11 protein-coding genes are annotated in these 13,681 nt (G+C 40.5%); 8 read left to right on the top strand and 3 right to left on the bottom strand.

Translation table 11 applies throughout. The features are described from left to right. Window positions 1-137: 137 nt before the first annotated feature. The 3 genes from smc to ftsY are packed head-to-tail and all read left to right on the top strand — an operon-like array spanning window position 138 to window position 5,913. Window positions 138-3,731 (top strand): chromosome segregation protein SMC, encoded by a 3,594-nt coding sequence (gene smc / locus IGI67_RS10535; RefSeq protein ID WP_429957677.1) that lies wholly within the window; start codon window positions 138-140, stop codon window positions 3,729-3,731. Continuing rightward, complete coding sequence (locus IGI67_RS10530) at window positions 3,728-4,543, top strand: Cof-type HAD-IIB family hydrolase (protein ID WP_429957676.1); 816 nt, start codon at window positions 3,728-3,730, stop codon at window positions 4,541-4,543. The genes smc and IGI67_RS10530 overlap by 4 nt, the downstream gene beginning before the upstream one ends. 17 nt (window positions 4,544-4,560) lie before the next feature. Continuing rightward, window positions 4,561-5,913 (top strand): signal recognition particle-docking protein FtsY, encoded by a 1,353-nt coding sequence (ftsY, locus tag IGI67_RS10525; RefSeq protein ID WP_429957675.1) that lies wholly within the window; start codon window positions 4,561-4,563, stop codon window positions 5,911-5,913. Between the two features lie 24 nt (window positions 5,914-5,937). Here ftsY and IGI67_RS10520 read toward each other — a convergent pair whose 3' ends face one another. After that, window positions 5,938-6,144 carry a hypothetical protein gene (locus IGI67_RS10520; RefSeq protein WP_429957674.1) on the bottom strand — a complete coding sequence of 69 codons (207 nt, stop codon included), beginning with the start codon at window positions 6,142-6,144 and terminating at the stop codon, window positions 5,938-5,940. Window positions 6,145-6,318: 174 nt separating this feature from the next. Between IGI67_RS10520 and gshAB the strand changes: the two genes are divergently transcribed. Continuing rightward, window positions 6,319-8,580, top strand: a complete 2,262-nt coding sequence (gshAB, locus tag IGI67_RS10515) for a bifunctional glutamate--cysteine ligase GshA/glutathione synthetase GshB (protein WP_429957673.1) — start codon at window positions 6,319-6,321, stop codon at window positions 8,578-8,580. A 29-nt stretch (window positions 8,581-8,609) separates the two neighbouring features. Here gshAB and IGI67_RS10510 read toward each other — a convergent pair whose 3' ends face one another. Further along, window positions 8,610-9,155, bottom strand: coding sequence for a TIGR00730 family Rossman fold protein (locus tag IGI67_RS10510; RefSeq protein WP_429957672.1), 546 nt, complete (start codon window positions 9,153-9,155; stop codon window positions 8,610-8,612). Further along, window positions 9,155-9,556, bottom strand: coding sequence for a hypothetical protein (locus tag IGI67_RS10505; protein WP_207107493.1), 402 nt, complete (start codon window positions 9,554-9,556; stop codon window positions 9,155-9,157). The genes IGI67_RS10510 and IGI67_RS10505 overlap by 1 nt, the downstream gene beginning before the upstream one ends. 134 nt (window positions 9,557-9,690) lie before the next feature. On the opposite strand from IGI67_RS10505, the gene IGI67_RS10500 reads away from it, so the two are divergent. The 4 genes from IGI67_RS10500 to IGI67_RS10485 all read left to right on the top strand — a co-directional run bounded on the left by IGI67_RS10500 (window position 9,691) and on the right by IGI67_RS10485 (window position 13,553). Beyond that, a complete protein-coding gene (locus IGI67_RS10500; protein WP_429957671.1) occupies window positions 9,691-10,590 on the top strand; it encodes a metallophosphoesterase in 900 nt (299 codons plus the stop codon). A 14-nt stretch (window positions 10,591-10,604) separates the two neighbouring features. Next, window positions 10,605-11,954: a hypothetical protein gene (locus tag IGI67_RS10495; RefSeq protein ID WP_429957670.1), complete on the top strand. Its 1,350-nt coding sequence runs from the start codon at window positions 10,605-10,607 to the stop codon at window positions 11,952-11,954. Continuing rightward, complete coding sequence (locus IGI67_RS10490; RefSeq protein WP_207107495.1) at window positions 11,938-12,375, top strand: YaiI/YqxD family protein; 438 nt, start codon at window positions 11,938-11,940, stop codon at window positions 12,373-12,375. Before IGI67_RS10495 ends, IGI67_RS10490 begins: the two co-directional genes overlap by 17 nt. Before the next feature lie 113 nt (window positions 12,376-12,488). Next, on the top strand, window positions 12,489-13,553 hold the full coding sequence (locus IGI67_RS10485; protein ID WP_207107496.1) for a D-alanine--D-alanine ligase: 1,065 nt from the start codon (window positions 12,489-12,491) through the stop codon (window positions 13,551-13,553). The last annotated feature ends 128 nt before the right edge of the window (window positions 13,554-13,681 follow it).

Raw genomic sequence — 13,681 nt, 5'->3', positions numbered from 1 at the left:
AAACGTCGCGGGTAGAACTGTTTCTGTAAGTATTGACTATATCCAGCTAAACGAACATGTATAATTCTAAGTTGCACAGCATTTTCCATTGCTGTGCAAGTTCGTATGGCTTTTTATGAAATTTTAGGAGGAGCATTTTGTATTTAAAAAGAATTGAAATCGCCGGCTTTAAATCTTTTGCCGATCGGACTAAAATTGAATTTGAACCAGGTGTGACAGCAGTCATTGGACCAAACGGCAGCGGCAAAAGCAACATCACTGAAGCAATTCGCTGGGTCTTGGGAGAACAGTCTGCGAAAAGTCTGCGTGGGGGGAAGATGCCGGATATTATTTTTGCTGGTTCGGAATCACGAAAACAGTTAAATATTTCGGAAGTAACGGTTGTATTAGACAACACGGATCATTATTTGCCATTGGCTTTTAGTGAAGTTAGTGTAACGAGACGTTATCGCCGAACAGGTGAGAGTGATTTTTTCATTAATAAGAAGGCCTGTCGTTTGAAAGATATCCAGGACTTGTTCATGGATTCTGGTTTAGGAAAAGAGTCTTTCTCAATTATTTCCCAAGGGAAAGTCGAAGCAATTTTTGCCAGCAAACCTGAAGATCGTCGTGGTATTTTTGAAGAGGCTGCCGGTGTTCTGAAATATAAGCAACGAAAACGCAAAGCAGAGCAAAAGCTTTTTGAGACAGAGGATAATCTTAGTCGGGTTCAGGACATTATTTATGAATTAGAAGATCAGCTGACTCCTTTAGCTGCTCAAAGTGAAGCAGCTAAGGAGTTTTTGGCGCTTAAAAAAGAGTTAACAGCAACCGATGTCAGCTTAACGGTGGCTAAAATCAAGCAGTCTCGCGACTCATGGCAATCGGCTAAGGCTGATTTTGAAGAGCTATCCAAAACAGTTGAAGAAAAAAGCTGTTTTATTCAACAGACGGAAATGCAGTTAGGAACATTGCGAGAAAAACGCGGCTCATTGGATGAACAGTTAGAAACGGGTCAGCAGCAGCTATTGCATTTATCGGAAGCATTAAAACAGGCTGAAGGACAGAAAGAACTGCTAAGCGAACGCTCCAAAAATACCCAAAAGACCAGCATAGAATATCAAGCTGCATTAACCGAGCAACGCAAGAAAAAAACAGAGACACAGTTGAATTTGCAGGGAATTCAAACGCAGCAAGCTGAGAAACAAGCGGAAAAACTCGCACTGGAAGAAAAAATTCAGCAATTGATGGTAGAAGCAGAAAAATATAAAAAATCTCCAAAAGAATTATTGGAAGATCTGCGTGGTACATATGTTGAATTAATGCAGGAGTCTGCGAATGTCAGCAATGAGTTGAAGTATTTAGAGCGTCAGTATACCCAAGAAACGGCTAAAAACCAACAGAGTATGACACGCTTTGAAGCTTTACGGGAACAGCTGAAAGAGTTGACGACACAACAAGAAGCTGCTGAGGCTAAGAGTCAGTCCTTAGAGAAGCGGTTGGCAAAAGAGCAAGAAAATTATCTTCGCTTAGCAGAAGAAAAGGATAGTGCACAGCAGCAATTGCAAAAAGAACAGCAGCTGATGTACGATTTGATGAGTCAGGTTCAGCAGGCGCGAGCACGACAAAAAAGTCTTCGGGAAATCCAAGAGAACTATAGCGGTTTTTATCAAGGAGTCCGGAGTGTCCTGCAGCACAAAGATCAATTGAGCGGAATTGTTGGTGCAGTGGCGGAGCTGATTCAAGTACCGCAAGAATACACGTTGGCAATCGAGACTGCTTTAGGGGCGTCAGCTCAGCACATCATCGTAGAAAATGAAAAAGATGCGCGGCAAGGGATTACCTTCTTGAAAAAGCAGCGCAGTGGTCGAGGGACATTTCTTCCATTAACGACAATCAAACCGCGCAGTTTAGGTATCCAGCAGTATCAAGCGATTAAAGAAGAGGTTGGTTTTTTAGGAGTTGCCAGTGAGCTTGTGTCATTTTCAGAAAAGGTTGCTCCTGTCATGCAGAATCTATTAGGAGCAATCGTAATCGCCAAAGATCTAGATAGTGCGAATCGGCTTGCTCGTCAGTTGCGCTATCAAGTTCGGGTAGTCTCTTTAGATGGTGATGTGATGAACGCTGGAGGGTCAATGACCGGCGGAGCCACCAAGCAAGGCAATCGAGGAAATTTGTTCAATCAAGGCCATGAATTAGCCGAATGGACAAAACGCTACGAAGAAATCAATCAAGCATTACAAACAAAGGAAAACTTCGTTCGTGAGCTGCAAACCAAAGTGGCTGAACAAACGGAGACCTTAGATAATTTACGTACGCAAGGTGAACAAACGCGTTTTGCATATCAAGAAGAACAAAGTAATGAAGAACGTGTCAGTGCTGAGCTGGTCCGCTTGCAAAAAGAGCAGACGCTATTTTCTTATGAGGCGAAGGAACTGGAGAGCTTTTTAACAGATTATCAGTCACAAAAAGAAGTATTGGAAGTTCAACAAGTTGAATTAAAGACACAGCAAGAAAAAATCAATCAAGAAATTCAACAGATGAATGAAGAAAGCGATCAGCTAGAAGAAAAACGAGCCAACATCAATGCTGAACTTAGCCGATTACAAGCTGATTATGCAGTATTAGATGAACGTTTGCTCTACTTAGAACGACAAGCATTAAGTTTTGAGGAGCAAATCAATGAGCTGATTAGTCAGATAACGAAGCTAGAGAACCAAATACTAGCACTTTCTAGTGACTCATCGGATCATGAGGAATCTGAGGAAAGTCTAAATCAACGATTGACAGAACTGGCTGTTGCTCGCGAACACTTGCAAGAGCAATTGAACTTATGGAAAGAAACCCGTCAGAACTTGCAACGTCAAGTTGATCAGGCAGATAATGCATTGACTGAAGCCAATCGTGAGCAAAAACATTTATTGGCGCGGCAATCGCAGGCGGATGTTCAAAAAAATCGTTATGAGCTGAAATTAGACAACGCTTTAGCTTATCTGCAGGAAGAATACAGCCTAACCTTTGAAGGTGCTGAAGCTCAAGCAAATCCTGAAATTGATCAGCTGGCTGCCCAAAATGAAGTTAGTCGATTGAAACAGGCAATCGAAAAACTAGGGCCAGTGAATCTAAATGCGATTGAGCAATATCAACAAGTCGAAGAACGCTATGACTTTCTTACCACACAACGTGACGATCTATTATCAGCTAAAGAGCAGTTGTTTGAGACAATGGATGAGATGGACGATGAAGTTAAAACTCGTTTCTACACGACATTCCAAGCAATTCGCGAGAAATTTAATCTGGTATTTCCCAACATGTTTGGCGGAGGTAGAGCAGAGCTGGTGTTAACAGATCCAGATGATTTATTAAACACAGGAATTGAAATCGAGGCACAGCCGCCAGGGAAAAAATTGCAAAGTTTATCGCTTCTTTCTGGTGGAGAACGCGCATTAACGGCTATCGCATTATTGTTCTCAATCATTCAGGTTCGTCCAGTACCATTTTGTGTTTTAGATGAAGTTGAAGCTGCTTTAGATGAAGCGAATGTCGCTCGTTTTGGTCGTTATTTGAGTGCTTTCCAAAACGATACGCAGTTCATTGTAGTTACACACAGAAAAGGGACGATGGAAGCTGCAGACGTACTCTATGGTGTTACGATGCAAGAATCCGGTGTTTCAAAAATTATTTCAGTGCGACTTGAGGAAGTAAAAGATGACGGGAAATTTCAAGTGAAGGAAGGGGAATCTCTGGAATGATAAAATTAGTGGCGATTGATTTAGATGGTACATTATTGACTGACGCAAAGACGATCTCCGATGCAAATAAAAAAATACTAGCAGAAGCAAAAGCTAGAGGGGTTAAAATTGTAATCTGCACAGGTCGTCCATTGATTGCGATTAAAGATTATCTATCTGAGTTGAACCTGCTTGATGCAGATGATTACTCGATCACGTTCAATGGTGGATTGATTCAAACGAATACAGGAGAAATTTTAGGTAAGACAGCAATGAAATTGTCAGAGGTGAAGCATATCTATCAATTATTGAAGAAACTTGACTTGCCAATGGATGTGTTGTCAGATGCCTTATGTTTCCAATTTGAAACTTCGGAGAAACATCCTTCAATTTATCCAACTTTGAACAAAGCACTGACCTATGTGCCTAAGACCGTAGAGACATTAAAGGAGGATACGTTATATAACAAGGTTGTTTCAGCTGTTGACGCGGAATATTTAGATCAGCAGATTGCCTTGATTTCTCCGGAAGAATACGAACACTTTGAAATTTTTAAAACTAGACCAAATTTATTAGAATTTATGCCTCGAGGTGTGACAAAAGCATTTGGTCTTTCAGTGCTAGGAGAGCACCTTGGAATTGAAGCACATGAAATGATGGCTTTAGGTGACGAAGCAAATGATTTATCAATGATCACTTACGCAGGTATGGGGGTAGCGATGGAAAATGCTACTGAGGGTGTTAAATCTGCCGCTAATTTTGTGACTAGAACCAATCAAGCTGACGGCGTTGCCCATGCTATCCAAAAATTCGTGTTTGATGAATTGAACTAAATAAGGGGGGATTTTAAATGGGATTATTTGACCGCATAAAAAAGGCCTTTACCGGTGAACAAAACGAAGAAACTGAAAAACAAGAAGAGGTCGTTGAAGATAAAGTAGCTTCTGATGCCGGAGACGAGACGGAAACGAAAGAATTAGTCGAAACGCCCGTTGAGGATGAGGCGGCTGAAGACGAAGAGGTGGTTGAAGAATCACAGGAGCTAGCAACGGAGGAGCTGGATAGTCAGTCACAGGAGGAGTTATCTGCGGATGAAGCGGATAACACAGAGAATGTCGAACAAGCGGATGATTTGTTAACGATCAGCGAAGAACTATCAGATGAGCAGACGGAAGACAGCAAAGAAGCAACCGAAGACGAAGCTGATTCGACTGTAGTTGAACCAGAAGTCATTATTCCAGCAGAATCTGCACAAACGGAAGAAACGGTTCAGGAAAAGTATGACAAAGGTTTAGAAAAGACACGCAAGTCTTTTGGAGAACGGATGAATGAATTATTTGCTCGTTTCCGTCGAGTAGATGAAGAGTTCTTCGAGGAACTGGAAGAAACGTTGATAGGAGCTGATGTCGGCTTTGATACCGCTATTAAACTGACGGATTCTCTACGACAAGAGGTCAAATTGAAAAATGCTAAGAAGCCTGCCCAAGTCCAAAATGTTATCATTGAAAAACTGGTAGAAATCTATGAGGCAGAAGGTATTAATGAAAATAATAAAATCAACCTGCAAACTGATGGTTTGAGTGTAATTCTATTTGTTGGTGTTAACGGTACTGGAAAAACGACCAGTATCGGAAAGCTGGCAAATCAGTATAAAAACGAAGGAAAGAAAGTTTTATTAGCAGCAGCTGATACGTTCCGCGCGGGAGCAATTGACCAATTAGTCGTTTGGGGACAACGCTCTGGTGTAGAGGTTGTTCGCGGCAATGCTGGCGGGGATCCGGCGGCTGTGGTTTTCGATGCAGTAGATAAAGCCAAAAAAGAAAACTATGACATTTTACTGATCGATACAGCAGGACGCTTGCAAAATAAAGTGAATTTGATGAATGAGTTGGAAAAAATCAAACGAGTAATTAAGCGCGAGTTTCCAACGGCACCACATGAGGTATTATTAGTTGTTGATGCGACAACAGGGCAAAATGCATTAGTACAAGCGCGTCAATTTAAAGAAACAACGGACGTCACAGGGTTAGTCCTAACGAAACTAGATGGAACTGCAAAAGGTGGAATTGTTCTGGCGATCAGAAACGAGCTGCATCTGCCAGTAAAACTTGTTGGTTTGGGTGAAGGGCTTAATGACCTTGAGGCATTTGATCCAAATGATTTTGCTGTGGGATTATTTAAAGGATTGCTGAAAGAAGAGTAAAAAAAGAACTGTTGAGTTTTTTTCTCAACAGTTCTTTTGCTTATTTTGAAAATAAGGTGGGACATGCAGGCTGATATTGCTTTGTCGAGCATTAGCATCCATTATTCGGTGAACCTCGTCGCAATGAAACTGGTGCTGGTGATGAGGACGTAATACAACGAATTCTTCTAACTCTGTTTCTTGAAGCAAATGAGATGTATTGCTTATCAATTGATGATCGTTTTTCACCATAGGCGAGGCCTCCATTCTCTTAATAGACTAGCAATTTAAAGCTATATTTAAATTAAAAATGTTATTACCATTATTTAATCATAATGCCATTAAAAACGCTATCCCTTTTTCAAGCATTTCCGTTCTGTTTCTGGATATTCTTCTATATAATGTAGCTGGGAGGACTATGGACAAATGAATACAAAAAAAATGATGGCACAAGAAAAGGTTAAACCTTTTTTGCTGCAAGCACGCTATGGGATCGAAAAAGAAAGTCAACGGGTTACCCTCAATGGGGAGCTTGTACAGACGGATCATCCAACCCTTGTGGGAAATCGGAATTTTCATCCTTATATTCAAACAGATTTTTCTGAAACACAATTAGAATTGATTACCCCAGTCGCTGAATCAGTCAATGAAGTGTTGGCTTATTTAGAGGCGATTCATGATGTTGCACAACGAAGTATGCCGAAGGATGAAATGATGTGGCCTTTATCCATGCCGCCAATACTTCCTGAAAAAGAAGAAGCTATTCAGATCGCGAAGTTAGAACGACATGCAGATGTCTTATATCGGCGTTACTTAGCACGTGAGTACGGGAAGCGGAAACAAATGGTGAGCGGGATTCATTTCAATTTTGAATATGGATTAGACTTAGTAAGGCAGCTGTTTTTAACACAAACAGAAGAAGCATCTATGGAGGATTTCAAGACCCGTTTATACATGAAGATCGCGCGTAATTTTTTACGCTATCGTTGGCTGTTAACATACTTGTTTGGAGCTAGCCCGCTAAGTGAGGACCGCTACTTTGATAGCGAGAATCGTCCCAAGGAACCTGTACGGAGCATTCGTACTAGTCATTATGGGTATGTTAATAAACCGGATGTACAAGTGTCTTATGAAACACTGACCCGCTACAGCGAGGATTTAGCAGAAAATGTTGCACAGGGGCGATTATCGGAAGAAAAAGAATTTTACGCACCGATTCGTATGCGTGGTGGAAAAAAGGTTGCGGATCTTTTTCATACGGGCATCCGTTATGTGGAGTTGCGAAATATTGATTTGAATCCCTTTGACCGTGTCGGAATTGATGCTGATGAGATCGAGTTTATTCATTTGTTTATGCTTTATTTGCTATGGACTGATGAGAAATTACCGGCTGATGAGTGGGTAGCGGAAGGCAATCGCATTAGTGATGAGGTTTCATTAGAACATCCAGCAAAACCGACCGCTCATTTAGCAGAAGGACAAAGGATTTTTACTGAAATGCATCTAATGGCTGATGAACTAGAATTAGACGGTGCAGATTTACTTAAGAAATATCAAGTTTGGCTAGATCGACCAGAAGAAACTTTAGCGGCGAGAGTACTCGCTTTAGATGAAACCGAAGGACAAGACGTAGCAGCAACGAAATTAGGACGCAAGTTTTATGACCAAGCTTGGGCCCGTCCTTATCAATTGGCTGGTTTTCAGGAAATGGAGTTATCGACGCAAAACTTATTGTTTGACGCCATTCAGAAGGGAATTGAGACCGAGGTCTTGGATCGACAGGATCAGTTTGTAAAGCTGCAGCATGGCGATCATCAAGAATTAGTAAAGAATGGAAATATGACTAGCAAAGATACTTATATAGCACCTTTGCTGATGGCGAATAAAACAGTCACTAAACTCGTTTTAGCGCGGGCTGGTTTTCGTGTGCCGGATGGCGAAACATTTAGCTCGATTGAAGCAGCGAAAAAAGCCTATCCACGTTTTGCTCAAAAAGCTTTCGTGATTAAGCCCAAATCAACGAATTACGGCTTGGGCATCACTATCTTCAAAGGTGAAACATCAATGACTGATTTCAACGCTGGACTGGCGATTGCTTTTGCGGAGGATGATGAGGTTATCATTGAAGAGTTTTTGCCGGGAACTGAATACCGCTTCTTCGTAATCGATCACCAAGTCAAGGCGGTCTTGCTGCGAACCCCTGCTAATGTTATAGGGGACGGCGAACGAACGATTGAGGAGCTAGTAGCTGAAAAGAATGCGGACCCTCTGCGTGGACTGAATCATCGATCACCATTGGAAAAAATCCAGTTGGGTGATTTAGAACAATTGATGCTGAAGGAGCAAGGGCTGCGCATTGACAGTGTTCCTGAAAAGGATCAGCAAGTCTTCTTGCGAGAAAATTCAAATGTATCTACTGGCGGTGATTCCATTGACGTTACAGATGACATTCATGAAAGCTATAAACAATTAGCGATCGATGCAGTTGAAGTTTTAGGAGCCAGCATCAGCGGTATTGATTTAATTATTCCGGATAAAGACAAACCCTATGAAGTACATGAGGACTATGGGATTATCGAGGCCAACTTTAATCCAATGATGCACATGCATATTTATCCTTATATTGGAAAAAGCCGTCGTTTAACATTGGACGTTCTGCGCTTCTTGTATCCTGAAATGAATATCTAAAAAAATGACCTGCGCTGCTATCGCGTAGGTCATTTTTTGTGGTGATTTTTTATAAATGTATCCATTTCAGCTAGTGATTCGGTAAATAGAACCAATTGACGATCCTCGTAGGATAAAAATTTTTGCTCTACCATCTGATCAAAGAATTTTTGTAACGGAGAATAATAGCTTTTGACATCAAAGAAGATGCAAGGGCTATTGTTTTGGCCAACACGTGCCCAAGAGTAAGCTTCAGCAATTTCTTCTAATGTTCCAATACCGCCTGGTAATGCTATACAAACATCCGCCTGCTGCATCATGGCCTTTTTTCGTTCGTCCAAGTCATTCACAGTGATCATATGGGTCAAACCGGTGTGGAGGCGTTCACGATCTTGCAAAAATTTAGGCATGATACCAATAACTACACCGCCATTTTCCAGAACACTGTCAGCTATAACACCCATCAAGCCAAGTTTACTTCCGCCATAAATAAGTTCGTGATTTTTTTCTACAATCCAATGGCCTAATTTTTTTGCGGTCTCCTGGTAGAGTGGATCAGCTCCAAGGTGTGCTCCGCAATATACAGCGATTCGCATCAGATTTCTTCCAAGTCGAGCGTCTGTTTCGTTGATTCAACGGTCAAACCGGTTTTTTCTTCCCACCAAATCTTCATTTCTTTTTCATAGGTGTCGGGGAAATTGTTTACAGTTTCGATTAGGGGTTCTTCTTGAAGTTTGGCATAAGGATGGTTCATGGCCAAATTTAATTTTAATTCCTTCAATAGACTATAGTATTGGAACATCATATAGTACATCTCTTCGTCATCAGCGCTAGCTAAAACTAAGGCAGCGCGGTCCAACATGAAGCCAAGGCTGCGCATCATAAATAAAAACGCAGGGATCTCTTCAGTTTTGATATCATCGACTTCTTTTAAGATATCAATATGCAAATCAAGCGCTTGCAATAAATCGGTTTGGAGATTTTGATAGGTGACCATTATAAACTCCTCCTTAAAATTCCTTCTTTTAAAATAAGTATAGCACAGACGTAAAAAATCCTACGAATGGATTCAGCATTTGACTCGCATTATTGTGATGATTTGTGTAAAGTAGACGGGAAGGAGGCGGTGAGATGGGAAAATTAGCTGTGATTACAGATCTGCATGCAGATATCAATCACTTCGGCGAAAAAGAATTAACTAAACTTTTATCCCTGCTGCGTGAACAAGAGGTGACACGACTGCATTTTGCTGGTGATACGGCTAATAAGATCGACCAAGCGTTGACGGTCAATCGTTTCTTTCGTCAGCGCGGGGTGCCGACGACATTCAATCTTGGAAACCATGAGATGGGTAATGTTAAAGGAGAGCAGATGATTGAACACTATCCTGACAGCCATTTTTTGAATCTTCGCTATTTGCCTCTTAATCAAGAAACTGTGTTATTGGGCTTTAATGGATGGTATGATTATGGGTTTTCTGAATTAAAAGACCCGCGGCAAATTCGCTCGATTAAAAATATATATTGGTTTGACCGGATCATCGAACGTTTTTCGGATGATCAAACGGTTGATCAAGAAATTTTACGACAATTACGCAATATATTGGATGATTTGGCGCGCAAAAATTATCAAGTCATTTTAGTGACACACTTTGTGCCAAAAGAAGAATTTATCGTTCATTTAAGTGGTAAATATCAAATCTGGAATAAGCTGAATGCCTTTTTAGGGTCGAGAGCATTTGGTGAATTATTGGATCAATATCCTAACGTTAAGCATGTGGTGTTTGGTCACACTCATCGACGATTTGAAGATCAAATAATCGGTGATACGATTTATAGCTGCCGTCCCTTAGGATATTATTATGAATGGGGCATCACTCGGAAGTTTGTTTTAGACAATCAATTAGCCGAAGTTTTTATTCCAATGAAAATGCGTAGTTTATTGAGTAAGCATCAAGCAGAATTTGCCGCTTATAAAGAGGAACATTTGCTTGAAGAATTTCGACAAGCAATGACTTTGATTTCTTATTAGTGGAGGAGACCATTTTGATTGAAGCGATAAAAAAATTTTTACGACAGTTTACTCAGACAACACCGTTTGTTTTAGCGAATACGATGATTGTCATTCCTTATTTATTATTTATGCATTTGATAGATCCGCGACAGTCTGTCACAGTGTTGCCTTTTGTTTTATTTTATACGTTTCGGGTGACTGGGATTTTTTTGATTCGTGGATTGTATCGCTCCATCGATCAATATACGTTGTTGATGGTTTCATTATTAGTTGGTGGCATCGGTTCATTTCTGACCTTGATCGGAGCTTTACATTTTACATTTTATTTATTCGGCAGTATCTTTTTAGGACTAAGTGCTGCTTGGCTGCCTCCAGCAAATACGAGCGTGAACTTTTTTGAAAAGTCTAAAGGCTTTCAAACGATGAGCAGTCGGCAATATTTAGTGGCCTTACTCGTTTTATTTCCACTATTTTTTGGAACGACACTGACTTTTTCAGTTCAAGTCGTGATTGTACCAAGTATCATCACACTTTATTTTGTTTGTGGGTATCATACCGTCAAGCATTATCCGCATTACGAAATGGACTTCAAGGAGTTAACGAAGCATGTTTTTTCTATCTCGGAATTGGTTTGGTTCATTTTGTTTTTTATCGCACTCTTTTTATTGCGAAGCGGGCGACTACTGTTCAGTGAATCTTTGGTGAATAACGCGATCCTCTTATTCACGGGTATTTTCATGGCGGCTATCGTTGTGGTTAACCAAGTAAAAAATCATTGGAAGCTGCCTGCTTGGCAAAATGCTTTGACCTTCCTTAATGGAATGCTGGGAAATTTTATTTTCCTTTTTGGTGCTTTTTATGTTGCAGTCTATAAAGGTGCTGCTTCTCAAGGAATGTATTTATTTTTGCCTTACCTATTGGGAGTAATTAGTTCGTTAGTTTTAGCGGGCAAGCTTCGTCAATCCTTTAAGAATGATTTGATTGTTCAACTTGTTGGATTAGCTGCCGGGTTATTATTATTAAGTATCCGACCACTGTTCCCATTTGCGATTTTTGTTTTGACTTTCTTCCAAAAAGGAACCAGTGCATGGCTGAACCGTTTGTATTATCAAACAGAGAGCATCGAAGCGCAGCAGCGTCTCACTGCAAAGTATTCGACATCCAATAAGGGAAGTATCACGCATCAATTTATTTTGATGTTTTTGCTGCTCGTCACATTACAGTTAAAAAATTTACCAGTCAAAGATATTTTTTTATTGCGCAACTTGCACACAGCAGAAATCCTTGCAACAATGGACATAGTTAAATTTATCTCAATCATTATTCTATTAATTGGGCTTTGGTTGATTGGAAGGATAGGAAAACATGCGTTTAATCATTGATGGCGACGGCTCGCCGGTAAAGGACACAGCGATTGCAGTCGCAGAAGAACATGGGATACCAGTGGTAATCGTAACGAGTATCGATCATTATTCAAAAAAGGAGTACCCGGATTTTGTAGAATTTATCTATGTTGATCGTGGTGCAGATTCAGCTGATTTTAAAATTGTTTCAGTCATTCAATCAGAGGATATTTTGATTACACAGGATTATGGCTTGGCTTCTTTGACCTTGGCCAAAGCGGCACATGTTTTACATCAAACGGGTATGGAATATACACAGATGAATATTGACGCGTTGTTGACTCAACGTTTTATCGGTAGTAAGATGCGTCAGGCAAAACAGCGTACGAAAGGCCCGAAGCCTTTTACGAATGAAGATCGTGCACATTTTAAGGACGTGTTGGAAAGCCTGATTCCATAGTCTTTGATGTAATCTGAAACAACATGCATTGTAATAATTGTAAAATTTCTTTTTGGGGATTTTGATTTTTGTGCTAAAATGTTAGGGATCAGAAAGTAATGGAGGATACTCAGTTGAAAATTATTTTACTTTATGGTGGGAAAAGTCCAGAACACGATGTAGCAATTTTATCGGCTTTTTCAGTTATTTCTGCGGTATATTTTGACTATTATCAAGTACAACTTATTTACATTGATAAAACCGGTCAATGGGTAAAAGGTCCATTGTTAACGGAAGCACCAGAAACAGATGAAACGTTGCGTCTAACTTGGGATACGGCTGGACATGAAGTTGAAGGGTTCAGCGGAAAAGTGATTGCTCCTGGCGATATCAAAGAAGACAACGCGATTGTCTTTCCAGTCCTGCACGGACCAAATGGAGAAGACGGAACGATCCAAGGCTTTTTAGAAACATTGGATATGCCATATGTGGGTGCAGGCGTAATGACAAGTGCATGCGCGATGGACAAAATTATGACTAAATACATCCTGCAGGCAGCCGGAATTCCGCAAGTTCCATATGTTCCAGTTTTAAAGAACCAATGGAAAGAAAATCCAAAGCAAATCTTTGATAAATGCGAAGGTACATTATTGTATCCGATGTTTATCAAGCCAGCTAATATGGGCTCAAGTGTCGGAATCACACGAGCAGAAAATCGGGAAGAATTACAAAATGCCCTTCAAGAAGCGTATCGTTATGATTCACGCGCTTTGGTTGAACAAGGAATTGATGCTCGTGAAATTGAAGTTGCTGTTTTAGGTAACGATGATGTGCGGACAACTCTGCCTGGTGAAATCGTAAAAGAAGAGGCTTTCTATGATTACAATGCTAAGTATATCGACAATACGATTCAGATGGCGATCCCAGCAGACATTCCTGAAGAAGTGATGCAAAAAGCTCGAGACTACGCTAAGTCTGCATATACGATGTTGGGCGGTTCAGGACTTAGTCGAATCGACTTTTTCTTGACGAATAAAAATGAATTGTTCTTGAATGAATTGAATACGATGCCTGGCTTCACTGAGTTTAGTATGTATCCTTTATTATGGGAAAATATGGGCTTGAAGTATGGTGATTTAATTGAAGAATTGATTCAATTAGGTACGAAGCGTTACGAACAGCAAGCGGCTTTTAAATAGAGGGCCTCTGTTTAGCAAACGAGCAGCAGGGCTTGAGACATGATTCTCTACGGAGGATGTCTCAAGTTCCTTTTAACGTCCGGCATATCAAATGATCATCAATCAGACGATGGATGAGTGTATTTTAC

It is taken from the genome of Enterococcus sp. AZ196 (assembly GCF_050498845.1).
Taxonomy (GTDB): domain Bacteria; phylum Bacillota; class Bacilli; order Lactobacillales; family Enterococcaceae; genus Enterococcus_A; species Enterococcus_A murrayae.
The sequence above is the reverse complement of the archived record's forward strand: the minus strand, read 5'-3'. Positions and strand labels throughout refer to the sequence as shown.